This window comes from Catalinimonas locisalis, assembly GCF_038039535.1.
Taxonomy (GTDB): Bacteria; Bacteroidota; Bacteroidia; order Cytophagales; family Cyclobacteriaceae; genus Catalinimonas.
The window spans coordinates 32,053-58,023 of sequence record NZ_JBBPHP010000010.1 but is presented as its reverse complement, the minus strand read 5'-3'; the positions used below and the strand labels follow the sequence as shown (position 1 = coordinate 58,023).

General features: G+C 40.9%; 25 protein-coding genes. 11 read left to right on the top strand and 14 right to left on the bottom strand.

All coding sequences use genetic code 11. The annotated features are described in order from the left end of the window. The first annotated feature begins 123 nt into the window (after positions 1-123). The 3 genes from WJR50_RS14740 to WJR50_RS14730 all read left to right on the top strand — a co-directional run bounded on the left by WJR50_RS14740 (position 124) and on the right by WJR50_RS14730 (position 3,003). The gene (locus tag WJR50_RS14740; protein WP_341294064.1) at positions 124-528 is read left to right on the top strand and encodes a nuclear transport factor 2 family protein; all 405 of its coding nucleotides are present in this window, start codon (positions 124-126) and stop codon (positions 526-528) included. A 265-nt stretch (positions 529-793) separates the two neighbouring features. Further along, complete coding sequence (locus WJR50_RS14735; protein WP_341294063.1) at positions 794-1,750, top strand: NAD-dependent epimerase/dehydratase family protein; 957 nt, start codon at positions 794-796, stop codon at positions 1,748-1,750. A 611-nt stretch (positions 1,751-2,361) separates the two neighbouring features. Further along, entirely contained in the window at positions 2,362-3,003 is a 642-nt protein-coding gene (locus WJR50_RS14730) for a PQLLE family protein (RefSeq protein ID WP_341294062.1), read from the top strand. A 62-nt stretch (positions 3,004-3,065) separates the two neighbouring features. On the opposite strand, the gene WJR50_RS14725 is transcribed toward WJR50_RS14730, so the two are convergent. The 8 genes from WJR50_RS14725 to WJR50_RS14690 form a co-directional block, all read right to left on the bottom strand. Continuing rightward, positions 3,066-3,893 carry a copper resistance protein NlpE N-terminal domain-containing protein gene (locus tag WJR50_RS14725; RefSeq protein ID WP_341294061.1) on the bottom strand — a complete coding sequence of 276 codons (828 nt, stop codon included), beginning with the start codon at positions 3,891-3,893 and terminating at the stop codon, positions 3,066-3,068. 166 nt (positions 3,894-4,059) lie between these two features. Then, a complete protein-coding gene (locus tag WJR50_RS14720) occupies positions 4,060-4,272 on the bottom strand; it encodes a hypothetical protein (RefSeq protein WP_341294060.1) in 213 nt (70 codons plus the stop codon). Positions 4,273-4,560: 288 nt separating this feature from the next. Then, positions 4,561-5,028 (bottom strand): hypothetical protein, encoded by a 468-nt coding sequence (locus tag WJR50_RS14715; protein ID WP_341294059.1) that lies wholly within the window; start codon positions 5,026-5,028, stop codon positions 4,561-4,563. A gap of 44 nt (positions 5,029-5,072) precedes the next feature. After that, positions 5,073-6,107 (bottom strand): hypothetical protein, encoded by a 1,035-nt coding sequence (locus tag WJR50_RS14710; RefSeq protein ID WP_341294058.1) that lies wholly within the window; start codon positions 6,105-6,107, stop codon positions 5,073-5,075. A 106-nt stretch (positions 6,108-6,213) separates the two neighbouring features. Further along, complete coding sequence (locus WJR50_RS14705; RefSeq protein WP_341294057.1) at positions 6,214-6,744, bottom strand: leucine-rich repeat domain-containing protein; 531 nt, start codon at positions 6,742-6,744, stop codon at positions 6,214-6,216. A 108-nt stretch (positions 6,745-6,852) separates the two neighbouring features. Further along, the gene (locus WJR50_RS14700; protein ID WP_341294056.1) at positions 6,853-7,212 is read right to left on the bottom strand and encodes a hypothetical protein; all 360 of its coding nucleotides are present in this window, start codon (positions 7,210-7,212) and stop codon (positions 6,853-6,855) included. A gap of 250 nt (positions 7,213-7,462) precedes the next feature. Next, the gene (locus WJR50_RS14695) at positions 7,463-8,575 is read right to left on the bottom strand and encodes a hypothetical protein (protein WP_341294055.1); all 1,113 of its coding nucleotides are present in this window, start codon (positions 8,573-8,575) and stop codon (positions 7,463-7,465) included. Between the two features lie 89 nt (positions 8,576-8,664). Next, positions 8,665-9,804: an ATP-binding protein gene (locus WJR50_RS14690; RefSeq protein WP_341294054.1), complete on the bottom strand. Its 1,140-nt coding sequence runs from the start codon at positions 9,802-9,804 to the stop codon at positions 8,665-8,667. Between the two features lie 908 nt (positions 9,805-10,712). On the opposite strand from WJR50_RS14690, the gene WJR50_RS14685 reads away from it, so the two are divergent. Further along, a complete protein-coding gene (locus WJR50_RS14685) occupies positions 10,713-11,351 on the top strand; it encodes a PQLLE family protein (protein ID WP_341294053.1) in 639 nt (212 codons plus the stop codon). Between the two features lie 370 nt (positions 11,352-11,721). Here WJR50_RS14685 and WJR50_RS14680 read toward each other — a convergent pair whose 3' ends face one another. Then, complete coding sequence (locus tag WJR50_RS14680; RefSeq protein ID WP_341294052.1) at positions 11,722-12,249, bottom strand: DUF4943 family protein; 528 nt, start codon at positions 12,247-12,249, stop codon at positions 11,722-11,724. Positions 12,250-12,345: 96 nt separating this feature from the next. Further along, positions 12,346-13,014, bottom strand: a complete 669-nt coding sequence (locus WJR50_RS14675; RefSeq protein ID WP_341294051.1) for a DUF6090 family protein — start codon at positions 13,012-13,014, stop codon at positions 12,346-12,348. A gap of 431 nt (positions 13,015-13,445) precedes the next feature. Here WJR50_RS14675 and WJR50_RS14670 point away from each other — a divergent pair, with 431 nt between their 5' ends. Then, positions 13,446-13,646, top strand: coding sequence for a DUF1059 domain-containing protein (locus WJR50_RS14670; RefSeq protein ID WP_341294050.1), 201 nt, complete (start codon positions 13,446-13,448; stop codon positions 13,644-13,646). 162 nt (positions 13,647-13,808) lie between these two features. Here the strand turns inward: WJR50_RS14670 and WJR50_RS14665 are convergent, their stop codons facing one another. From WJR50_RS14665 to WJR50_RS14655, 3 genes are all read right to left on the bottom strand, one after another. After that, positions 13,809-14,930 (bottom strand): transporter, encoded by a 1,122-nt coding sequence (locus WJR50_RS14665; protein ID WP_341294049.1) that lies wholly within the window; start codon positions 14,928-14,930, stop codon positions 13,809-13,811. 271 nt (positions 14,931-15,201) lie between these two features. Beyond that, complete coding sequence (locus WJR50_RS14660) at positions 15,202-15,747, bottom strand: hypothetical protein (protein WP_341294048.1); 546 nt, start codon at positions 15,745-15,747, stop codon at positions 15,202-15,204. Positions 15,748-15,897: 150 nt separating this feature from the next. Beyond that, positions 15,898-16,782 (bottom strand): hypothetical protein, encoded by an 885-nt coding sequence (locus WJR50_RS14655; protein WP_341294047.1) that lies wholly within the window; start codon positions 16,780-16,782, stop codon positions 15,898-15,900. A 201-nt stretch (positions 16,783-16,983) separates the two neighbouring features. Here WJR50_RS14655 and WJR50_RS14650 point away from each other — a divergent pair, with 201 nt between their 5' ends. The 6 genes from WJR50_RS14650 to WJR50_RS14625 all read left to right on the top strand — a co-directional run bounded on the left by WJR50_RS14650 (position 16,984) and on the right by WJR50_RS14625 (position 23,713). Beyond that, complete coding sequence (locus tag WJR50_RS14650; RefSeq protein ID WP_341294046.1) at positions 16,984-19,161, top strand: DUF5916 domain-containing protein; 2,178 nt, start codon at positions 16,984-16,986, stop codon at positions 19,159-19,161. Positions 19,162-19,505: 344 nt separating this feature from the next. After that, complete coding sequence (locus WJR50_RS14645) at positions 19,506-20,204, top strand: response regulator transcription factor (protein ID WP_341294045.1); 699 nt, start codon at positions 19,506-19,508, stop codon at positions 20,202-20,204. A 39-nt stretch (positions 20,205-20,243) separates the two neighbouring features. Continuing rightward, positions 20,244-21,608 (top strand): HAMP domain-containing sensor histidine kinase, encoded by a 1,365-nt coding sequence (locus WJR50_RS14640; RefSeq protein WP_341294044.1) that lies wholly within the window; start codon positions 20,244-20,246, stop codon positions 21,606-21,608. A gap of 327 nt (positions 21,609-21,935) precedes the next feature. Further along, the gene (locus tag WJR50_RS14635) at positions 21,936-22,457 is read left to right on the top strand and encodes a hypothetical protein (RefSeq protein WP_341294043.1); all 522 of its coding nucleotides are present in this window, start codon (positions 21,936-21,938) and stop codon (positions 22,455-22,457) included. After that, positions 22,454-22,909 (top strand): hypothetical protein, encoded by a 456-nt coding sequence (locus tag WJR50_RS14630; protein WP_341294042.1) that lies wholly within the window; start codon positions 22,454-22,456, stop codon positions 22,907-22,909. The genes WJR50_RS14635 and WJR50_RS14630 overlap by 4 nt, the downstream gene beginning before the upstream one ends. 3 nt (positions 22,910-22,912) lie before the next feature. Beyond that, positions 22,913-23,713, top strand: coding sequence for a YoaK family protein (locus WJR50_RS14625; RefSeq protein WP_341294041.1), 801 nt, complete (start codon positions 22,913-22,915; stop codon positions 23,711-23,713). A 50-nt stretch (positions 23,714-23,763) separates the two neighbouring features. Here the strand turns inward: WJR50_RS14625 and WJR50_RS14620 are convergent, their stop codons facing one another. Beyond that, positions 23,764-25,971 carry a M28 family metallopeptidase gene (locus tag WJR50_RS14620; RefSeq protein WP_341294040.1) on the bottom strand — a complete coding sequence of 736 codons (2,208 nt, stop codon included), beginning with the start codon at positions 25,969-25,971 and terminating at the stop codon, positions 23,764-23,766.

Sequence of the window (25,971 nt, the reverse complement as noted above, 5' to 3'; positions counted from 1 at the left end):
GATTTATATGGGTTTAATCAATACAGTACATCTTGTTGCTTCTGTTCTCAGGACTTTAAAGAACATCGGAGTCTAAGTATTCACGCATCATATATCTTATTGAACCACCTAAATACCTAAACTATGGAAACTTTGCATCATCCCACCACCGAAAAACATCTTGCCGACTATGAAGCTATCGTCCAGGTCATGCAGCACTACATAGACGGCTCAAGGGCCGGTAAAAGTGAGCTTATGCGTCCCGGCTTTCATGAAAATGCCAGCATGGTAGGTTATGTAGCTGATGGGCTTTTATTCCACCCCATACAGGCCTTGTACGATTGGATTGATGGTAATGGTCCTGCACCGGATATTGAGCCTGATTTTGCCAGCATTGAAATTCTCAACACGATTGCAGTCGTTCGTCTGGAAGTAAAACAGTGGTCAGGGAAACTGGCCGGTTCAGGCGTACATATGTCTGATCTTTTTAACCTGATCAAGACTGAGAATGGATGGAAGATCTCACAGAAATTGTTCCACTGGCACTGATAATAGCCTCCCGGATAATTGTTGATGGGGCTGAATAAATTGTAAATCAGGAAATCTGTTTTGTCTGAAGGCTGGTAGTGACGCCAGCCTTTTTTTATGTCTTTCCGTAAAGGTTGATAAAGTTTTATAAGAATAGTGCGGGGCTTAATCCACAGCTAACCCGAGTAGCAGTAACGATTATATATTTTCCTGTTGTCGCATTTTTACAAGCATAATGCGGTAAGAGCCTATATCTTGTAAGCTGTCACATACATACAACTAGACTATGAAAACAAAGATCTCAGTAATTGGTGGAAGCGGCTTTCTGGGAAGCTACGTAGTGCAAAAGTTTTTGGAAACCAATCATCAGGTCAAAGTGTCTACCCGTGATAAAGGACAGCCTGAACACTACCAGCATTTGCTTCAGATGCATGAAGGGGATGCCCTGGAAATCTGTGAAATCAATGTGCTTGATATGAATTCAGTAGCTGAATTTATCAAAGATAGTGAGGTGGTAGTGCATTGCGGGACGCCTTTCCGGTTTGACATCTCGCACGAAGCAGCCGAAGAACTGATGTATCGGCCTACACTGGAAGGGACGAAGAATATTGTGAGCGCTTGTCAGGAATCGGAAAGCGTCAAAAAGCTGATCATTATCTCTTCCGTAGCCGCTATCAATGGGTTTGTTCCTTCATTTGATCCGGCAAAGGGCCGAGAGCATATTTTTACAATCAAGGATGAGCCGGTAACGCATCCCGAGCATCCCCCTTATAATCAGGCTAAGTACCGGACAGATCAATGGCTAAGAAACTTTATACAGGAACATCCTGCTTTACATTTTGAAATCATCAGTCTCTATCCGGGACTCATCATTGGCAAGCCTATGTCTGAGCTTAGAGATTCTACTTCAGCGGGCATGCTTTATCTGTTGAAAAACAAACTTGCCCCCAATCCCATGATGGAAATGGTGTACCAGTACGACATTGATTTTGCGATGGTAGCGGTTGAAGATGTTGCTGAGGCAATATATCAGTCTGCAATACTTCCAAATCTGCATGGTAAAAAGTATTTTATTAGTCACGAGACCTGGTGTGCTTCTGATATTCATGCGATGCTTAATGGAAACAATCCTGAAGGAGCTTTCAGAATTCAGTACAATAGCCAGCCTGCGATAGATGAACTGGGTATTCACTTTAGTCCGGCCCATCTAGCCCTGAAAAAATACAGTGAGTTGATGGTATGATAATATTAGAATAAGATTATTATTAAACGGGCCTGCTTATCTGCTTGCTGAAATTATAGACCCATGCAGGGCAAAACATTTACATACAGCAGTTTGGGTAGATGATATAAGGTTGAAGTCGGCATGTCCGTTTTGATAAGGTGATTGCTATAGCAAATAATCAGGAATGCCTAAACCCTCACTAAGCAGACTGTCAGGAGACCAGAAAAAGATCAAGTACAGGCTATCCTAAGCGGTAAATATTTTTCGGTAGAGAATTATGTTTACCCTATGCGGTAAACCACTGATCAGTACCAAAAAATAAGTTACCACTCCGGTAAACCATTGAAAAGTAAGTAAGAATGACTTACCGCCCCGGTAAGCGATTGTTCACCTACTTAAATGTAAGTTACCAGAGCGGTAAACGATTTATTTTTACCAATCAGTAAGTAGCCGCTGCGGTGAGGGATTTTTAACCAAAGCACAAGCCTTGCTATCTCAACGGGATGCAGATAAAACCCTATTTTACTGAGCCTCTGCTTTTTAGATACAAATCCTACCTTTGTAGGTTCTGCCCGCCCTAAGAAAAGTGAGTCTGAAAAAGAACTGCTAGCTTTGGTTTAAAAAAGACGATGAAGAATTCACTGGAAGAACAATTGGCCGAAGGCCGTATTTCGCTGAGTAATGCCATGAGCAATACGGAAATTATGAAAAAGCTTAGCAAGCTCAATTATGATATGAGGGAGCTGCAAAGAGGGTGGGGAATAATGAATCAGGTAGAAATATTTCAAAAGGCAAAAATAGAAAAGTATAGTAACCAGTTTGGCGCTACCCAGGCGCTTTATGATGATATCAGAAAAACAAAGGCCAGCTTCAGCAAGCATCGTAAGCTGGCAAGAATTGTATACGAAGGCAATAAGGAAAAAATAAGTGTGCTCCAACTGGATAAACGTATGTTTGCGCTTGAGAAATGGCTCTTTCAGGCAGGTTCTTTTTATCAGGAACTGCTCAAAGACAGTGCGATGATTGTAAAGTATGGGGTATCGTTGGAAGAACTGCAACAGATGGCAGCGATGGTACAGGCATTACTGGACAAACGTAACCATCAGGTAAGCCGAAAGGGTGAGGCTCAGCATGCTACACAAAAGCGTAATGAGGCACTGAAGGCTTATAAAGCCTGGATGAAAGACTTTCGCATGGCTGCCCGCTTCGCGCTTCGGGAGGAACCGCAATTGTTAGAAGTACTGGGCATCCTCGTGCCTACGCCACGCTAGGAGTCTTAAGGTTACCCGGTTTAAAACCAAACGAGCGTCAGATTCAACTAGATGATCATGTCTTATTCTCCTGCCACTGCTACAAAACGGGCGAGGGGGGCCATACGGGCACGGTTGAGGCTAAGCTGGCCTTCACTGATACTGTAATTGTCAACGGATTCAAATACTTTTAAGAACTGATCTTCTATTTCCATATCAGGGCAAGCCATTTGGGTAGAAGCCATTCTGGAAAAACGGATACGATTACCTTCCATCAGCTCATAAGTGCCCATGATGTTGTTGCATCCAGCATTGGCGTTTACTCTTTGTTCTTCAGTATTGAGCAAAAGAAAGGGCTCTCTATTATTGATGGTACTGTCAACAGATTTACCCATCAGTTCTACCAGTCTCCAGCGGACATTGGTAATTGCAGATACTGTATCCATAGTAGTTTGTGCCTGATTGCTTTTCATCAGTATGTAATTTTCAGCAAGCTCTCCACTTATCCTTTCCCCTTGCATGTCCAATTGCCTCAGGAAGTTTTCACCCACAAAGTATTGATTAGGTCCGTCTTCTATTCCCCTGAGTGTAATGGTATTTCCTTCATTGTTCCATTCAAATTGCCCATCTTCTTCAAATGTATCCTCACTCTCTCCCTGATATACGCGTGTCAACTGATAGGTTTGATCCTGATTGAGTGTAATCGTCGTTTTAATGCCTGCACAATCGGCACAGGGAAGCGTACCCATATAATTGCCAAACCAATCCAGGGCATTCTGACTGTTATGTGTATCAGGAGCCATTGCTGATGAAGCATTTTCTTCTTCACTGGCCGAGGATTTCTGGGAATTGCAGGCGTAAAAACAAAGAGTAACCGCCAATAATCCTGATGGTAAAAAGAAGGTCTTCATGGGGCAGTTTTTTTGAGGTTGACTGATGGTAATGAATGAGGCAATGGATGTTTCAATCCATAAATTCTCAGGAGTTAACTCATATCTGACCAAAAAGTTTAGCCGGGAAAGCTAAATTATTACCAAATGTTCATATTGAACAACATAGAGATTACAAAAAAGTCAATCAGACAGCCCTTTCATTTGTTTTGAAAATACGGAAAGGGAATAATAGCACTGCTTTGATGAAGCTAAAAAGCACATCAAGGGTTAAGCCTACAATTCTGAAAGGCAAGAGGATCAGCCAGATCAGGGGAAACAGGATCAGCATAACTAAAGCCAGTGGCCAGCAGATCGCCAGTAAAATAAACCAGAGTATAATTGCTATCAATGATTTCATTTCAGTATCGTTTATCAGTTTAAACTACAAATGACTGACCAAAGCCATAAAGCCTTGATATTGAGAAGTGTAAGTGTTTTGCTTTAAGTAAAAATCGTACTCATTCGGACAGCGCCTGTACGTTTGTGAACGATCATATTTAGGATTGGTATCTATTTTGTTAAACGAATATCTCTAAGTGTACCCATTAGCGGAAAAGGAGGACTCATCAGTAATTATTGTTTTGATTTAGTATTAATTATATGTGCTTTGAAGCTTCAATTGTAGTGTTTCCCAATGTTTGCTCTGCTATTCGTAAGATTTTATGATACTGGCCTGTAATTTTTGTGCAAGCTTGTTTACTTTTTTCAGCAATTTACTTTCATTGGCATGCTCGCCTATGAATACATTGCTGTCATCATCCAGCTCCAGCGCAGCGGAGTATACTTTTTTTCGGCCACTTACCCGGGAGACAAAACCATACTCAATATTTTGTGTATGTTGCCGAATATAAATGTCATGCAGGCGACTGTATGGCTGAATATTTCCTCTCCTGAAGCCCAGTATCCAGAGGTATTCCCGGTATTCTTTCTTTTCCGGATCAATAGATACCCGATAATGCGTGCTGACAATTACGATACCCATGAGGAGCAGAAGAAAGGCAATGAATGGGTACATTGTACTGATGATCACTGCCATTAGGAGGAAAGCGACGCCAATGACGATCATGTGAAAAGGAAAATAATCATGGGTTTTGATGTCAATGCTGTTTTTCATGATCTGATTAGTAAACAAAGCTTTAGCGAATACTAATATATTTATTATTTTTCATTAACCGTAAGTTGTATGTCGTCAAAACGGACTTCGCCTTCGGTGCCCGGCATCATTACAGCAAAGATGATGAGATAAGTGGTCTTACGGGAGAAGCATGGAATAACAAATTCTTCAGTATGATCAGTTAATTTCCCTGAAACCGGATTATCTTCAGTGCCAACAAACAAGTACTCTTCTGTGATTGCTCCATTTTGCTGTAGCACAGATTCATAAGCCCTGATAGCCACCGCTGCTCCGGGAGCGCTGAGTTCTTCTGCATTCATGCTGACCTTCAGTTTTATCTCCGCGCACTCAGGAATATTAGGAACATTGAATTGCCTCAGCCAGTAAGCCGAATTTTGTGTGCTACTACCTGCTTCCGAAGCTATGGTGAGAAAATCAGGGGTATCATTGAGGTCAGGGCTTCTTCCGCCCGCATAATTCCCCTCATCGGAATGGAAGTACCAGGCAGTGTCCTGACGCTGCAGGCTATAAAACACCGGGTCAGTACTCCAGTCTTTCAGGGGTTGAATACATTGGTCTACTGCGACCAGCCTGTCAAGTAGTTCTGAGATATAATAGGCTCTTTTTTCGCTTTGCGATCCATCATAGAAATTAAAAGTATTGAATTTTCCCGCCATCATGCTTGCCGGTGCACCATCACATAGCTTGGTTTCATCATGATTGCGATTAAGAAAGGCATGTCCTATTTCATGAAAGAAAAGGTTTTCTCTTTCTGTCTCATTTCTGCCGGCCCAGCAACGCTCTTCTCTGGATATTTCAATTCTTCTCACCCCTGTTCCCTGATAATTGACATAACCTATACCACAGGCAGTGAATTCTCCTACCGGAATATCATCTACATAAGCTGTCTCAACTCCTGACAGGTCCAGGTCATAGCCTCGCTGCCTTGCCTCCTCCTCAAAGCGGTCCAGATACAAGCGCAGGTCGGGATAGGCTTCATTTTCCTTATCTTCATTACAGGAAAATAAAATGATAGTCAATAGGATAGAGGCCAGTGCAGTAATTTTGTAATTGCTCATTGTTTTTAGGGCTTGTTGTTAAAGGTTAATCAGCCAGGCTTGAGATAATTCGTACAGCTAAGTTATGTTTTTATGAGGCTTGCATTTAATTTTATGGTCTATGGGTTTAGTAAATAATCTTTAGCCCCGGCCTTTCTTGCATCCATTGTTTCAGGGCGAGGGAATCAAAGTTGTTGACCAGCACATTCAGCTCCCTCAGATTAGGTAGAGCTTTGAGTTTGGGTAATTCAGCACTAATATTGAGCTTATTGAAAGCAAGATTAAGGGTTTCCAGTTGCTCCAGCTTATGCAAATCCTTCGGTAGACAATGCAAATCCATACCGGAAAGGCTAAGATGCCTGAGTTGGCTAAGGGAAAGTATTTCTTCGGGCAGTTCACGGTAGGGAGGGTCAAAATCTTTGATGACAAGTCTGTTGAGAGGGGGATAAAATACCCATCCACCCGGCTCAGTCTGACTAATCGTCAAATCTTTCACATTTTTCAGCTCCCTGATCTGGGGTGGTACTTCTTCCAGCCCATAATTACTCATCGCGAGCATCACTTTCTCTTCGTCCTGTAAGTGAGAAAAATACTGAGGCTCAGTATCGGGCTGACATGATGTGAAAACACAGAGGATCAGGATAGATAAATACTTCATAGGCTAGTTTGAGAGGTATGAGTGTTCAAAATTGGGTAATGAGCAGGCTATAAAAACGTATGTTAAATCCATTCTACTGCTTTTTCACATCAAATATGATTTGCCTAACTATTTCATGCGGGCAAATACACCATATTCCAGCGCTGCATGGGTATCAGGGTGAATGAATGACACCCTCAACCTGTTATCTTTCATAAACTCGTAGGCGTATACTCTGTGCATCAGCGAATCATGAAGCACAAAGCGTGTTTGTCCCTCCAACTGCTCCAGATAGTAAGGCATGGAGAAAGCATGCTCCTCATTAAACCTCAGCGTATAGGTATGCTGGGCATCAAAGGAGATGGAATGATGCGTCTCCACGTTTTTCCAGCTACCAATAAGGGCATCGGACATGATTTGCTGCTCATCGGATGGTTCGCTACAGCAAAAAAAGAAGAAGAGTGGCATCAAAAAACAGGTATTTTTCATACTGCAATGAATTTAAGTTTTAAAACCAGCTTATGCAGAAGCCCTAATAAGATATACAAAATGGAAAAAATAGTTTTTCCGGTACCACTTCGGCTATTGAGCATGCCTGGAGTAGTTGCAGACTTATGGCTTCGTCGTCAAGCTTTAAAAAAACACCTGTTTATTGCTTTTTTACTTATATCTCACGTAAGATAAGAAGTTTTATTGTGATTGGCACCTGAATGTTTGTGCATTATGCATGCAAATGCGTTTATTTTTGACTATTACACTGTACATCCTCGTCAATGGGAAGACTAATACAGAAGCCCTTTTGCTTTTTATCCTCAAACGGAACAAGGCAACCCTTGTGCTTTTCTATGATCTCTTTGGCAATGATCAACTCCAGTGCTCCCCGAAAACGATGGCCCTTTACATCCTTTAATTCCAGCCTGCCCTTATGCTCCAGTACCCGTTTGATAGATTCCATAGGTAACATGATGTCTTCTGTAGCCACAATAATATCTACTTGCTGCTCATTTTGATTTTCCTGGGTATGGATCTTTACCGTATAGTGCTGCTGATTGTATTTTTGCATGTACAATAAGAGTTCTTCCATCGCCCTGATAAACTGATCCTCCTGCACATAGACCCTGACCTCAGGTAAAACAGACTGAAAATCAATTTTTTCAGGACTATGCGTTTTATTGTACATCAAACCCTTGACAGCCTTTTCCAGCAAAGTAAACAGCCAATGTGAAGAAGAGTTGATCTGATCCTGGCTGGATTGCATCTCAATCAAACCGATGAGGCCGCGGGTGATGGTCTGTATTTCTCCTGCCAGATCGGTGATGGTATCATAGAAATGCAGATACTCTTGATTTGCCTCATGATCAACTTTCAGCTTCAGCATATCGCTCAGGCCCATGATATTGGCAGTAGGCGCACTCAGTTCATGAGCCATGAGGAAAAGCACGGTGTCCAGCCCTTTCACCTGGTCTTCCAATACCTGATACTTTGCTTTCTCAGAAGTAATATCCCGTATATGGCCCGAAATATACTTAATCCTCTGCCCATTATTTACGATGGGGTAACTACTAAGCTGTACCCACTGAATCTTGGGAAGATTATCGGCGGCTTTCAGGTCAACCTTATTGTGAAAGTTGTTATCCTCGCTCAATTCTGTAAAGAAGTTGTCATAAACCTCCTGAAAATCAGGATGAATATACTGCCTCAGGTCTGCGCGGTCGTCTTTGCTGGAAAAATAAGAGCCAGATCTATAGTCATAAAATTGCTCGCTGATAAAGGTAGTTTCTTTCTCATCCCTGTCCCACAGAAAGAAAAACACTGGAATGGTATTAACAATCTCTTTGTAGATATTTTGCATCAAAAAAATGGGTTCAGCCTTTCCGCTTATTTAAAAAATGCTATATGTTGTATATATAATAGCTTAAGTTTTGTAATGAAAATAAAGGTTTAATTGTTCACCATATTAGGAATAATCATGCTGAAGGTAGTGCCATGCTCGGTATTACTTTTCACTTTGAGTTGTCCATGATGCGCTTCAGTAATTCCTTTGACTAAGGTAAGTCCCAGCCCCCAGCCTTTGATTTTTGTATGTTCGGCCCTGAAGTACAGGTCAAAGAGCTTATTGAGCTGATCCTCTGGAATGGGATTGCCTTCATTATGTACAGATACGTATGTGTGTTCGTTGTTTTGTTCTAATATCAGATTAATTGGCCTGCTATTATCACCATATTTGAAAGCATTAGAGATCAGATTGTCTATAGCACGACATAAAACACTTACATCCCATTCGCCAATAAGTTTATCGTGAGGACACTTGATCACGATCCGCTCTTTGATTTGTGGCTTGAGGGTGTCAATAGAGTTTTTAACTTCCTGAAGCAGATCACTTTCCTGCGGTTGAACAGGAATGGGGTTACCTGCCTGAATAAGGTTAACATCCAATAAATTGCTGATCAATTCATTGCCCTTAGCCGTGCTTTTTCTAATACCATCCAGGATTTGCCCGATAAATTTATCAGTAGAAGCAGTAGAAAGATGCTCTTCCAGTAGTTCTACCAGTTGAACGGTATTGTTAAGGGGGCCTCTTAGATCATGAGAAAGACTGGCGATGAAATTATCCCGCATTACGCCCTGTTCTTCCAGATCAGTCAATAGCCCTTGAGCCTTATACATGGCTTTCTCTCTTTCATCTGTACGAATCTGGTAAAAAACTTCACATGCCTGCTCTATTGCCTGGTCAATGGCGTACATAATACCATCCCGTTCTCTGATTTCAATTTCATTGCTATGTTCATCAATTACATCAAATATGACTTCTTTGAGCATGTGATACTCCTTGATGATATGCAAGATGGTATACTGGGTTTTATGGGCCCTTTCTCTTCCGTGGGACTCGCTTTTGAACACCGTATTACGGGCATCATCAGATTCAAGTGCTTTTACCAATGCATTGAGCAAATTGGGAATATTATTCTTTAGCACCGGGAGTTTCTGCGTTTTGGCATCAGGAATTTTATCTCTTACAGCTGAGGTCCAACGGTCAATAATAATCTCTTTGTTATTGCCAATAATTGAGGCGGCTTTCATCGGGGGTTGTGAAGTTATTAGTTTTGAGAATATTCAGTTTAAGAGTCAAAGGTTGTTGTAAATTAAACTACTATACATGGAATGGATTCTAAGACAATGATTAACCTAAGTTTTGCCCATCAAAATTAAATATTCATCAACTTTATAGCCTTTCAATATATGTAAAAAATAAATATCTCTACCGTTTTTATGCTTTGAGCAGCCTCATATAGAGATTTATGAGTCAATTTACTTACATATTGCTAGTAAATTTGACTTAAGGTAAATTATCATAAGCTAACTTATATGCCCTCCATTATTTGAAGAAGTTTAGCTCTTCCGAAATCGCTGATTTCGGCAATACATAAATCTCGTCAGTAATATTTACCAGCCTTTTGGTTGCTTTCATTTATAAAATTGATATTAACTAAGTAGGAAAACATTATTTATATAATAAATGATGTCTCTAAAAGTTTTGCGGAACCCTATCTTCAATGCCTTTTAATACATAAAAACCGTAATTCGGGCTATTGATCATTGAATATTGAGCAAAATGATCTTCATCTGGTCTCCGTGTATACTCACATTAAGTAATTCAGGCCTTCATTACTCAATATAAGTATAGATATTGGCCGATGAAGCCTTTATTTGCCCTCCGTACCTCCCAATATTATTCCGTTAATCCCTGTTTTGCCTTCCGATGAGGTAAAAGCACTCATTTTAGTGCATAAAGACTGTTTGAAATTTCTGAAGGCTGCTGAAAAATTATACAAGGTAGTTTTCCGCTCAATCTTGCCATGTTTAAGTGTAAATGATGGAAGTAAATTCGCTGTACATTAAGTAGTTAACGGGTGGTGCCTCTGCTTAAATAAGAGTAATTAAGGTATCAGACCCTGGGAGAAGAGAAGTATTTAAATTTTGTAAAAAAAATGAAACAGCAAACTGTATTGTACAAGTCAAGACTTGCGATTGAAGCTTATCGTATCAGTATTGATATCCAGAATGGTATGAAAAACTATACCTTTGACAGTAAAAAGGTGAAGGCATGGCAGGATCTGTGTGATAATTTTGAGCAGCTGAGTCAGCGGCAGTTTGAAGCCCATACCAAAGCCAAGACTGCTACGCAAACGATCAGGAGTAGCCGTAAACAAATTCATGAAGTCTACAGTCGCCACATCACCTTATCCAGAATAGCTTTTAGAGATAAGCCGGAAGAACTGGAATTGCTCGGACTAGACAGCAAGCGGAGAATGGACTTTACCGGATGGCTCAAACAGGCGCAAAACTATTACTATTTTGCCCTTTCTTATGCTGATGCCCTGGAGCAATACGGTATATTCCGGCAGGAGCTGGAAGATAATCAGGAAATGCTCAGACAAATGATGGAACTACTCAGTCTGCAGAAGCAGGCGCAAAGCCAGGAGCAGGTAATCTCCCAGCAAAAGCAGCAAGCTTATGAGGTAGTCCGTCAATGGTACGCCAAATTCATCAAGCTCGCCCGTCTTGCATTTGAAGACAACCCCCAACAGCTGGAAGCAGTGGGAGTAGTGGTGAAGGCAAAGGCTTAATATCCCTCATTTGTGCAACTAAGGGGTTCATAGATGTAAACGCTCTTTATATTAACTTGAGGGTGGCTTTATCATTTATTATCAAAACTCATAGTTTATGATATTCAAACATTTGCCCTCAAGCCGGGCGGGCTCATACTTTTTTCATCGATAAAAAAGTATGCAAAAAATCTAGGAAAGTTTGAAACTCGCTACGCTCAAACAGCAAACTTTCCCCTATAGAGCTTAAAAGAGAGTTTTTTACTCTGAGCCTATGTTATAATAAGAAATGTTGGAGCATCATTCATGATGTTCTCCCATTATCACCAAAAAAAGTAAGTGCAGGGGCAGGTAATAAGCTGAATATTGGTTATAGAGCAGACAAAATGTTTTAAAACCAGTAGAAGTCGGAGTTTTGCAGCGGGTCAATCTCCATCAGACTACTGTAATCCAGGGTTTGTGAGCGCTGCCACCAGGCCTGATAGGCTGCTGCTGCGGTATCTTGCGCCATTTCACGTTCTTCAGGGTTAAAAACAAATGTGCTACTCCTTGCAAGATTAGGATTGAGTGAAGGAAATCTGCCCACCAAAGGCTCATCAGGCTGCGCATACCTGAGTCGTATGGATTCAACAATCCAGAGGGCGTATAAACCTACTGTACACTCGGGAGTGATGGATGAAGAAATAGGGTTACGGGGAAATCTGGTAATCACTAATTTATTCTCACTGTATTGGAGCAGGGTAGGGATGGCTTCCAGGGTGAAAGGAGGCAATTCTATCGCATTGTCTAATTTACCTGCCTGAAGATCCGCCATATATTGCTCAACCTCGTTTTTGAGCTGTTCACTTTCATCTTCCTCACAGCTGGAAAAAAAGACGCACATGCAGGATAGAAGGAGCAGGGAGTAAAATGTTTTCATAGCCAGGATAGATTAAAGCTTAGCAATATATAGTGTAAAGACACAGTAGAGAGTTGAATGGTTGTATGATAAAGAAATTAGCGCGATGAGTATTGATTATTCCTCAAGTTCTTCACGAATTAGTTTTTTAAGGCTGCAAACTTTATTGAATGTGTTATTGGTTACATCTACATAGTTTCCAAAGGTATTTCTATAGTAGATTATCATGTTAAAGAACTCAGGTGATTGATAAACTTTGGGATCAATAATTTTCCCGGTCCTCAAGTCATAATTATTATTGAAAGGTAAAATCAAATCAGTTTGATAAAAATAACCAGCGTCTTTGAGGAGATCCATCATTTGATAATTGTCATACAAATGAGACAAGGTTTGGCGTATTGTATCACTTTTGATCAAACTGATATCCCCACTTTGTTGCAATGTCTTGTAAGTATAGTCTTCAGGATGAAAAATAAAATAGTCATAATTCAATGCGTAACCCATATAAATTGGGATGCTATCTACTTTACTTTGAATGGATGTTAAGTATTGTATTCTTTGAATCTTTTCAAAAACATCCTTAATGTTCTTCTGCTTGAAAGCTAGTTCAATAGAATCTTTTGCCAGATCTTCGCTTAGATTTAGCAGATACTTCTTTTCTTTAAGGGTATTACTACTGTTTTCCCGCCAGTTGTTGAGCCAGAAAGCAATGGAAATACTCAAGACGACCACGAATACATCCACCAGCTTGTCGGCCCAGTGTACGGATTTCAAAAATTTCAGCATGGGTGCAATAATTTTAGGTGTTGGGATACATCTGTGCTTCTTGCAAAGCATATACAATGACTCACCTTAGCTAAATAAACATAAGCGAAGCAATGAGCAAAGAGAAATGTGCAAAATTCACTTATTCCTTTGATGGTTTCCTCATATTCAGCAATACATAAAGGTCAGATTAAACTTTATTTCAAACAATCCTGTGAGAACAGAGAGCATGGGGGTAAGAAAATGAAGCTGAATAATGAAATCTGCTACCTGATGAAGTTCTAAAGAGTTAAATTCTTCTCCCCAACAAAGCTGAGGAGGAAGGTTTTATTATTTAAAAAAAAGTTTAACTTTATGATAGCCAGTGAGATAGAAGCGTAGCTAGAGAAAAAAGTGATAAAAAGTATAAAATGACTACACAATTCATATGTACAACTTAAACCTATAACGCTATGAAAAAGGTCATCCACTGCCGCGACCTGGGCTTTGACTGCGATGGTATCATCCGTGCCCAAACGGAGAAAGAAGCCCTGCAAATGGCCGCTGATCATGCGCAGAAAGCTCACGGACTGGGAGATGTAACTCCGGAAGTAGAGGCAAAATTAAAAGCTGTGATTCGGGAAGAGCATACGGCTACTTTGCTTATGCGATAAATGCTCCATGAAATGAATATCAAGCAGAATGAGCAGTAAATTGGCTCAGAAGAATTTGTATGCTTGCTCAAACATGATTGGTAACAGTCAAAAAAATCAAAAAACAAAGGCCCCGGCACTAGTGGCTGGGGCTTTTGGTCTATTTTACTTATTTACACAAATTTAAAACCTTCTGGAATAGGAGAGTGAGATAAGATAATCAGCGAAAGCAGCGTCACCATGCCGTGGAATGCCCAGGTTTTCTTCTGTTTCCATGTCGGTCACACTTTGCAGCCTGTTTCTCTCCAATGCGAAAGGCACGCTAAGGTTAATATTATTTTTGCCTTTCATATAATTGATACCTGGTTCAAGGGAAATGACATAGCCGGGCCTTCTGAAACCCTCACTACCCCCAATCAGGTCCTCCACAGGCACTCCTTCAAAGCGCCCACCAAGTGAAACAGACAGTCCGGGAACCCGCAGAATGCTACGACTAATTCCGGCACGAAGCGAATACTGATCAGGAACGCTCATAATCGCCTCATTGTCCAATACATTGGCTACCAAAGTCTCGCGATAGGTGCGGGTGCCATTGGTTTCACGGGGATTAATGAGGTAAAAACCTGCCGCGTAGAAGTAAGTATGGCTGAAAAGCTCTTTATAAGCATTAAACTCCACAGTGAAGCCAAAACCACCGTCACCAGGTTGTATAGACTGATCAACAGTACGGATTTCATTGCCGCCATCTGGTCCTACATTATAGAAAAGGTCTTCAGCGCCATAGTTACCAGTGGGTAATTTGACCCCCAGGCCCAGCGAAATGTTTCCCCCGGGATTTTCGTCAAAATCCAGCAGCCAGTAATTGGCCGAAAGCCTCATATCTGCCAGTCCGGAGGCATAGGTCATGCGTCTTTCCTCCTTTACATATTCGCCGTTGACCAAACCATGCTCATATAAGGAAGAGCGGCTGTAGTGCACATAGGGAAGAATCAGGTTGAGGCTAAGTCGTGGATTGAGAGCATATGTCAAAGTTAAATCTACTGCGTTTGCGATATTGATCACTTCAGTATTATTCACCTGACGGTCAACTTCTTCGTGTTTACCCCTAAAATGACGGTCAGATTTGTAATAACGATAAGAAGCGGCTATTTGCCACTGCCCATCCTGGAAGGCTACGTTTGATCCATCGTTGATGGCATTACAGGTGGAAAAGTGGCGGATGGCTACACAGCCTTGTGCTTGGAGATATGTAGTGGTTAAAGTTGTTGCAATAGTAATAAGTAGAACAGATAAATATTTTTTCATCGTAGTATGATTAAATGATTGGGTTGCTCTGCCGAATCCTAAAAGCTCAGACATAAACGATGGACTGAGCAAGTCATTCGGGAGACAGAACAGCATAATTGATTGAGTAAGCAAGCCAAATACATGAGGAAGCAGGATACATCATCCATACAAGAAGCAAATGTTTAATCTCCAGAAAGGAGATATTACAGCAATGCCTCATGGTATGGCGTACACCTATCCTATGATGGTTTGACTTGAGTGTTGGCAGAAAGATCTGCCGGGAAGTAACTTAAGAATACTGCGGAGGGGGTGTAGGAACAGCCAAGCTGTTGTCATAAGGGATAATCATAGACTGTCTGTACGGCTGAGCTGCCAATAAACGTTCGGGTTGTACTAAAACCCAGAACTCATCTATAATAAAATCTTTGGCAAGTACTTTCCACAACTGAAAACCTGTGCTATCCGAATTGACAGGTTGCTGAATGATGGAAGCTAACCACTCATTGACAGAGGCATCAAGCTCTGTTTGCAGCGTATCGTTAACATAAACGATGTGCAGTGTATCCTGCGCATACCTTTGTTTGACAATACGGTAATAATTACCATCAATTTCCAGCTTTCCACTGTGAGGTTCATATTCCTGCTGGTCAGGTTGATAAGGGATGGAGAGTGGAATTGAAGTATGCAGTAAGTCTTCGTCCATCAAATGATCATCGTATACCTTGGCATTCCACTGCTGATCCAACTGATGACTGATGGCCAGATAAAAACCATAGTATCCCAAATGATACAGGAAAAATACAAGGAGTAATAATATGGCGGCAAACCTTCGCATACCTAAAATTCAATATTAACCGAAATGTAAGGTTTTTTGACTAAATAATGAAAGTTTTTACATGTGTTTTACCTAGTCTCTGAATGCAAGCTATTTGTTTTTTTGACCAATTCTAAGCTTTGGTTCATGCTTTTACAATTGAAGTGCTCATTACTTTCCCAGGGGAACTACAAAGCCTAACCAGGGAATAATGGTGAGGCGATCACCAGCGTTGAAAGGAATAAATCCTCCATAATCAAGAGAGAAGCGGTTCCAAACGGTTCTTCCTCCCAAAGAAAGAGTTCCAAATGCGCTGCCATCAACTACTACAAAATAGTTCTCGGTCAGCAGATAGCCCTTAGGACTCAGCCGTAACATACCTCCGAGGTTAATAAGAGGAATATCAGCCCATTCTCCATCTGCAAATCCATAACCAATGCCCACATTAAGGTTTTTATTACGGTCGCCAACGGTTATCACCCCATATGCCAGGCCAAAGCCAGTGCTGCCTTCACCGATGACGGTACCAATCAACGCACCTGCTCCAACGTTAAGCTTATCTTTTTTGACGGGAACAGAAAACTTAGGAGTGATCCAAACCGGAGTAGGAGCACCAGCAAATAAAAAAAGAGGTACCATACCTAAGCCAAGTGAGAAGTTATCGCTAACCCCTACGCTGACCTGATTAAAGAAAATCCACACGTTTTGATAATAGCTTTCTCCCTTCCGAAGCCCATAACCATTAGGAGCAAAAAAATAACGGGTTGCCTGAGCATTTTCCGGCCATATATCCCCAGCTTTCACTTCATTCTCATTAAGCTCACGCACACTACGGATATTTTCTACCGGAATATTGAGTATTCCCAGGTTTTCAGTCTCTAGCCTTAGGATTTCCTGAGATTGTGAAAGAATTTTTCCATAATATACATTGCCATCCTTGGTCTCCACCTGCCAAAGTAATTCCCCAGTTTGTTCCTGCGCCTGCACATTTTCAGGCTGATAAAGCATCAGGCTCAAAAAAGCTATTATGAAAGTAATTTTTATTGATTTTTTCATAAACAATAATACTCAAAAAGTAAATCATTTATAAAGGTTAATACTTATTCATCATAAATTTATTTTTCTTAATTACTGAGTGACAAAAAAGATTAAGGTTAAGGTGTGATTTTACTATCCTTCGGTTATATTTCAACGTTGCTGAACTTGTAAAAAAGACTAGATTTGCTACTTGTTTGATCCTTACTAAACCCCAAGCCATTGAAAGCTTTTCAGCTGCTAATCATCAATCTATTACTCATTAACATTCCTCTATTAGCTCAGAAAAAAAATGCTGATTACCGCCTTTATCTCAAAAAATCAAACACCGCCATCAGTATTGACGGTAGCATTAATGATCCCGCTTGGCAGGAGGCTGAAGTAGCCAAAGATTTTTATATGATCCTGCCAATGGACACCAGTCTGGCACAAGTCAAAACAGAGGTGAGGATGACTTACGATGATAATTTCTTATACCTTATCGCGGTGTGTTATCATTCAGAACCCGGCCCATATATCGTAGAATCATTGCGTAGAGATTTCTCTTTTGGCAAGAATGATAATTTTTTGCTTTTCATGGACCCTTTTGATGACCAGACCAATGGTTTTTCCTTTGGTGCCAATGCTGCCGGTGCTCAGTGGGATGGTCTGATGTATGATGGTGGCAGTGTGGATCTGAGCTGGGATAACAAATGGACATCGGAAGTTAAAAATTATGAGGACCGTTGGGTTTTTGAAGCAGCAATACCTTTCAAGACCATCCGCTATAAAAAAGGGATTACTGAGTGGGGCATCAATTTCAGCAGGCTGGATCTGAAAGCAGCCGAAAAATCTTCCTGGACACCGGTACCTCGCCAGTTTCCTTCCGCTTCACTTGCCTATACGGGAACGCTGGTCTGGGATCAGCCCCCACCTACGGTAGGAGGAAACGTATCCATTATTCCTTACGCACTCGGTGGGGTGAGCCGCGATTTTGAAAATGACTTAGATACAGAATACAGAGGTGAAGTTGGCGTGGATGCCAAAGTAGCCATCACTTCATCTCTGAACCTAGACATGACGGTAAACCCAGACTTCTCCCAGGTAGAAGTTGATCAGCAAGTAACCAATCTGGACCGCTTTGAGCTTTTCTTCCCCGAAAGAAGACAGTTTTTTCTTGAAAACGGGGACCTCTTTGCCAATTTCGGCTATCAAAACATTCGCCCTTTTTTCTCCAGAAGAATTGGCCTGGGCGTCCCCATTCGTTTTGGCGCCCGGCTTAGCGGTAAAGTGAATAAGAACTGGAGGATAGGAGTAATGAATATGCAGACCGGTAAGGTTGAGGAAACTGATTTGCCTGCACAGAATTTTGCAGTAGCTGCAGTACAGAGAAGAGTGTTTGCCCGCTCCAACATCGGACTGATCATGGTGGATAAAGAATCACTGAACTATACTCCCAGTGATGATCCACAAATGCCTATTTATTCACAATATAACCGTAACCTTGGAATAGAATACAATCTGGCTTCTTCCAATAATCTTTGGACTGGGAAAGCACTTTATCTTCGTTCGTTCAGCCCTGAGGATAAAGATAATAATATGGTGCATGCTGCCAACCTGAATTATGAAAGCAGGAAGCTATCTCTCCGCTGGCAGCATGAGTATGTGGGGGAGGGCTATACAGCAGAAGTCGGATATGTGCCCCGTAGAAACTACATCAAGATTAATCCTGAAGTAGAGTACCGTTTCTTTCCTAAAAATAGCGCTATTGTAAGTCACGGTCCTTCTATAAGTTCTACCTACTTCTTCAATCATTCTTTTGAGCAGACAGACAATGAATCCTATCTATCTTACAATGTCGGATTTCAGAATCGCTCTACCGTAAGCGCCTGGGTGGCGCATAACTACGTACAATTATTGCAGGCTTTTGATCCAACGAATACTTCCGGAGATACATTAGCTACCTGGTCAGAGCACCGCTGGGACTCCTGGGGAACAGAATATGTTTCTACGCCCAACAGTCTGTTTACCTATTCCTTTTCAACGCGTTACGGTGGGTATTATGCAGAAGGAACTCGCCTTAACCTTACCACCGAGATGGGCTATCGCTTTCAGCCTTATGTAAGCATTGCGTTGCGGGCGAGTTATAACAATATCCTATTGCCTGAACCCTGGAATCGTAATGAATTTTGGTTGCTGGGGCCGAGACTGGATGTAACGATGACCAACAAGCTATTTATAACAGCCTTTTTGCAATACAATCAGCAGTTGGATAATATTAATCTGAACACACGTCTGCAGTGGCGTTACCAGCCAGCCTCTGATTTGTTCATAGTCTATACGGACAATTATTTTCCTGAACCTTTAGGCGTTAGAAATCGCGCTTTAGTTTTGAAGCTGACCTATTGGTGGAATGTATAAGCTGACAGAAAAGTGTACACATTATACCAACTTTCTTTTCATAAAGAGGTCATTCTACCTTGGTATTACATATTAAAATAGAATTAAAATCTGTGTTATTAGCACACAGATGCAACCAAAGGTGTATACGTATACGTTTTGTGGAAAATAAAAAGACCTCTTATTAAACAAGTTTTTTTGGCTGTATTGAGCTTGAGCTAATTAACTTTACCAGATGTAAAGTTTATCTTTTTGTAATTGTAAGGGAGTTTTTGAGTAATATCAGGCTTTGAAAACTCAAACTCAGCTTTTTATATGTTAATCAGCCGAAAAAAACCATTTGTAAATATTTCTGCAAAAGTTCAATGAAAAAGGTATTACTTATTGAGGATGAGGCTCATGTGATTTCATTTATCAAAAAAGGTTTAACAGAAGAAGAATTTGAAGTGAGCGTAGCCTTTGATGGAAAAACCGGCTTGCAGGTTTTTCAAAATAATACTTTTGACATTGTGATCCTGGATATCATGCTTCCTGAAATTAATGGCCTGGAAGTGTGCAAATTCATAAGAGAAGCAAACACTACTATACCAATTTTATTTTTAACAGCCCTGGGTACACCCGAGAATATTGTACTGGGACTTGAAACTGGAGCTGATGATTATCTGGTGAAGCCTTTTAAATTTATTGAACTGGTGGCTCGCATCAAAACTCTGTTAAGGAGAGCTGAAATTAGTAATGGAATAGTGACTGATCCTCATGAAGATTACATTTATAGAATAGGAGACCTTCTGCTGAATGATTACACCAAAAGCGTAAGCCGTAATGGTGCGGCTATATCCTTAACGACTACTGAATATCGCTTACTGCTCTATTTTCTTCAGAAAAAAAATAAAGTGCTCTCCCGCAAAGACATTCTGGAAGAAGTCTGGGGTGTGGATTTTGATTTGGGTACCAATGTTGTAGATGTTTATGTCAACTACCTGCGCAAAAAGATAGACAGCCCGTATGCAAACAAATTTATACATACAGTAATCGGAATGGGCTATGTGCTTAAAGAAAGCTAAAAGATACAAACATCATTAATAAGATTTGAATAGAATCAGATGAGAACTCGTACGATTACTACCCTATTGCTGCTCGCTCCATTCATTAGCATTATTAGTTTATTTAGTGGGTTCATCTACTATTCTATTTCTAATTATTCCCATGAAGATTTTTATAACCTTTTGAAAGTCAGGGCAATGACAGTGGCAAAGTCGCAATTAGATTTTGCACCTGATTCATTGGTCAGCAATAATTCTGATAATCTGTTTGAGAAATTGCCTCATGAGCGAGATCATTTTTTTGCAATCATTCCAGAGAAAACCTATGAAGAAGAGGCGAATGCATTAGATGTACCTATTGATTTTATGGAGGAAATTCTCAGAGATGGGGATGCTGAATATGAGCGAGGGCATTTTTATTATAAAGGCATCAAGTATAAAAGTGATAAAGGTCAATATATCGTCATTGCTTCGGCAGAAAACTACTTTGAGTTGCATCACTCTATTTATCTGAAAAGGACATTATTTTTTGCCATTATCGCCTCAGTTTTGTTTTCAGTGGTCATTTCTTTTTACTTTTCTAAGTATGTATTCAGGCCCCTGACCAAAATTACTGAAAGGGTAAAACAGATCAGTTCAGAAAACCTTCACCTTCGCCTGGATCTTAAAAATAGCAATGATGAGTTAAACGAACTTTCCCGTACGTTCAACGATATGCTGGACCGTATCTCAACATCATTTGAAACGCAGAATAATTTTATCAGCAATGCCTCACATGAGCTACGTACACCCCTCACTGCCATCATTGGAGAGGCAGATGTTGCATTATCAAAAGTAAGGTCAGCAGACGAGTATATAGAAACCATTAAGATTGTACTGGACGAGGCGGAGCTTTTGGACAAAAAAACCAAGGCACTGTTGTTTTTGGCCCAAACAGGCTTTAACGGTACCAATCAGAAGTTTTGTGAGGTCAGAATTGACCAGCTGCTTTGGGATGTAAAAGAGACTTTGGAAAAGATCAATTCCAAAAGTAAAATTCATGCTGATACCAGTCTGATGCCTGAAAACCCTGCAAAGCTCAAAGTAAAGGGCAACGAACAACTATTGCATCTTGCTCTGACAAATATCATCAACAATGGCTGCAAATATTCTGATTATCAGGTAGTGGAGGTATCTATTGGCGCTTCAGACCACAATGTATTTATAGTAGTGAGAGATAAAGGTATCGGGATACCTGAAGAGGAATTGAAGCTCATTTATGATCCATTTTTTAGAGCTTCCAATACCAAGAATTATGAGGGCTACGGGATTGGGCTACCGCTGACCAGGAACATTATTAGAATGCACAATGGAGAAATCATTGTCTCTTCACTTCTGAATAGCGGTACTACAGTGCAGATCAACCTTCCCATCGGTCAATTCTGATATTACTTACTGACAAATTAAGACCGCATTCCATCTTGGTAGATTTATGGCATCTCAATCTAAGAGTAATTTCCTGGTAAAAAATAGACCTCTATTCTGAGAAAAATCAGTCTACGCTCTTTAAGACAACTAGAAGCTGACTCTTCAGGCTTTATTGACAAGATATAAGTTGTCATAATTCAGGGTTACTAAAATATAATTCTGACTAACATTCTAATCTCATTTTAATCTTTCTTTTAAATTCTAATAGCATTATAATATGAATTTTAGCTTTCTCTAATTGGCCCTCTCGTACATATTTTATGTACACACCAAATCAACAGAGAAATGAAAAAGACAGTAATCGTCCCTACAGACTTCAGTATAGAGTCTCTGCATGTGGTCAAGACAATTCTAAGCATGACAAGTAGGGAGGAAAAATTTGATATCATCTTCCTGCACGGAGTACATCTAACTACCTCCATAACGGAACTACTTTTCTTTTCACATTCTGAAATGATAAGAAAACTTTCTAATCCTCACTTTGATGAGGCATGTCATGTAATTAAGAATAAGTTTTCATCGCAAATCAACTCCATCAGGAAAGATATTTTTACAGGATTTACACAGGCTGCTTTTGAAAATTATCTGGAAAAGAATCAGGTAGATAAAGCTTTTATCTCAAGCACCTATGATTTGCAGATGAGCAGAAAAAATTCCTTTGATCTAATTCCATTCATTAAGAGAAGTAACCTTATGGTGGATCAGGTAGACCTGAGGATAGAAACCAGAGTATCCGAAAAGGGTAAGCTTGCAGTAATTTTTGCCAATACGATTTCCACTAGCTTAACCCAAACAGAAAGCATATGAAAATCTGGCTGATATACCTATCTGCCCTGGCTTCTGTGGTATTACTTTTTTGTACCCTGATTGCTGATAGGGTAAGCCCTGAGCAGCAAATTCTGGGAGAATGGAAAGAAGTGATCTGGGAATATGAAAAGGTAGATGTAACTGAAAGAGTGGCGAGATACAGACATATTTCTGACTTCGTGAAGCAGACTATGGGCCAACATCTGATTATTCATCAGGCAGAAACCTGGACTTTTCTGGATAATGGGAAACTCAAGTTGAGTAGTGAAAATAGCGAAGAAATTGTCAACTGGAGCATCAAAGGAAGAGGTCATATTCTGGAACTCAGACATGATAATGATGCAGTAGAATATTACGATATCACTGGACTAGATAAGCAAAACATGGTGTTGAATTTTGACTCAGATATGCAGGTGAGGGGAATCGCTAAACTAACTTTTGAAAAAATATAAGGAATGCTTAGGAAGTACAGTAATAGTAGAACGCTGAAAGATAATTTAAGACTTGGAGTACTGACTGCCTATTCTGCCGGTATGGTCAACATTGCTTCTCTCATGATATTTTTTGCTTTTGCATCCAATGTCACCGGACATTATGCAATTCTTGCAGCGGAAATTGCCAGAGGAAACTGGTATCAGGTCGGCATTGTATTCGGCTGGATATTCCTTTTCTTTTTAGGGTGTTTTACCTCTAATTTGGTAGTGATTCATTTTAATCATCGTAATGCCTATCTGGCTCATGCATTTCCGTTGGTACTGGAGATTCTTTGTCTGTTAACGGTCGGTGTTTACGGAGAGTATTATTATAAAGAGACGCTAACAGAATCTGAGGTTCTAGTAGCACTAATGCTCTATGCCATGGGCTTACAAAATGGACTAACTGCGAGTATTTCTAACTCTAAAGTAAAGACAACACACCTTACTGGTGCCACAACTGATCTGGGGATTCTTTATTCTATGTTTACCAAAAAAGAATTTCGTGAAAATCCGGAGATAAGAAGTAAGGTACTTCTGACTACTTCTATTGCAATAGCTTACCTGAGCGGAGGAGTTAGCGCTGGTTTCGTATACCTACAGATTGGTTTTAAGATGTTTTATATCGTATGTTTTTTCCTGGTCATCGTAATATTTTATGATTTCTACAAGCTCAGGCTGGTACGTTATCTTAATATGAGTAAAATCAAATTGACAAATAATCGTTTATCTCTTAGTACAAGAAGCAAACAAAAAGAAGAAGTAGAAGCACCTGTCTCTTAAGATTGAGTGATCTACCTCTTTAATTAAAGCTTGATTATAGAGCGATCTTTCTAGTGTACTAGTTCTGCTATTTTTTCTAAGTGCTGGTTGAAACCCTGAAGGACTTTGGCCAGCACTTCTATTTGCTGATCTACCTTGTCCCACTCTCTCTGCTCTATGGCTTCCCGCACCTGAGGTAATGTCTTAACGCCATAGCCGGTATAAAAGCCAGGTGCATAAATCTGGTGGCGAAACCAGTCTCGTCCCGGTAAGCCTTCCTCCCTGGTCAGTTTTCTCTCACTGGAATACAACAGTTCATTAAGCTGTTTTAATTCGCCATCATCAACATCATCGGGATGGATATCTTTTAATTGCATACTCAGCTTTTCCAGTTGTTCCAACTCATTCATCAGTGGTGCAAAGTTGAAGTGCGGAACTGTCTCTTTAGGTCCAGGAGCCACAAAAGGTTTTTTAGGATCTGCTGCTGCGGTATATACGCCTTCTTCAGCCAGCTTATTTTCTTTAGCTGTTTCTTCCCGCATATCGTCGGCCAGTTTCATCACTTCTTTTGCATAGCTTTCCACGGTGTTATAGAAGTGCGTAAAGTTGAAGGGCAGTATTTCCGCATTAGCCAGTCGGAGTGAGGTTCTGCCTGCAATTTTTACCAGGGCTACTCCATAAGTGAAATCCGGGTCTTTGAATCGGGTGTAGTGATCGTAAGAATCATAGATGGAGTGATATTCACCTCCGGCATTTTCGCCTCCAAAGCCAATGTTAAGTGAAGCAATACCCGCATGTTGAATAAATGGAGTGTAATCAGAACCTGAACCTAGTGCTGATAATTTTATGCCATCGCTTTCATCGCCTCCCTGGGTCATGAGGCGGGCATTTCTTCTCCCTGCTACTGTTAGATCTGTTTGCGGATCATCTACATCCTGGGCTACTGCTCCAAAGAACTTTTCCAGGGTATGTGAGCCACCTGCGTATAGGAAGCCTCGGCCATTGGAATCGGAATTGATGTAAGCTACTGCCTTTTCTTTCAATTCACTCAGATGATCTTCTACCCATTCTGTTGAACCTAACAAACCCGGTTCTTCGGCATCCCAGCCGCAGTAAATCAATGTTCTTTTAGGCTTCCAGCCGATTTTGACCAGTTCTCCTACGGCTCGGGCTTCTTCCATCACCGCTACCATACCACTGATAGGATCATTTGCTCCGTTCACCCAGGCATCATGATGGTTTCCCCGTATGATCCATTCATCAGGATATTCGCTGCCTTCCATTTTAGCAATGACATTGTATGCGGGCTGTAGCTGCCAGTCAAATTCAAGTTTGAGGTGTACCTCGGCGGGCCCCGGACCTATATGATAAGTGATGGGCAAGGCACCTTTCCATTCCTCAGGAGCTACCGGACCTTCAAGAGCTGCTAATAAAGGTTGGGCATCGCCATAAGAAATCGGTAGAACAGGAATTTTCATCAGGGTAGGAGCCTCGCTGCGGTCTAGTCTTTCAGCATCTTCTGTGGCAGCATAACCGGGAGTTAAGGGATCACCGGGATAGAGTGGCATGTCCAGCACAGAGCCTCTTTGCACTCCATGCTCATTTTTAAAAGGTCCTTCCGGATACACATCGCCCCGGTAAAAGCCATCGTCTTTGGGGTCGGAGTAGATGATACAGCCAATGGCACCTTTTTCAGCAGCCAGTTTGGGTTTGATACCTCTCCATGAACCTCCGTATTTGGCGATTACAATCTTACCTTCTACATCCACGCCTAATCTTTCCAGTTCATCATAATCGGATGGAATTCCATAATTCACAAAAACCAGCTCGGCAGTGACATCTCCATCTGCCGAAAAGCTATTGTATGGTGGAAGCTGTTCTTTCTTTTGTCCAGAAGTCGCATCTTCTTTTAGTGCAGGCTCTTCCAATTTGGCCTTGTAGCGGGTGGGTGAAGTCATCTCCAGCAGCCTGATTCTAGGAGTGGGAAAGAGCACCTGATATTCTGCCAGTTCGGCATCAAAGCCCCATTCTCTGAATTTAGCGACCATAAATTCCGCATTTTCCTTTCCATAAGGCGAACCTACATGGTGAGGACGAGCGGCCAGACGCTTCATCCAATCGTCCAGGTTTTGCGCATTCAGGTAACTGTCAAATTTTTCTTCCAGAGCATACTGCTCTTTTGCACTTTCGGTCGTAAAACCCATAAGTGGTTCCTGTTGAGCCAATAAAGTATTTACTGATAGCATCGCAGCTATCCATAGTAGAAATTTCTTCTCCAT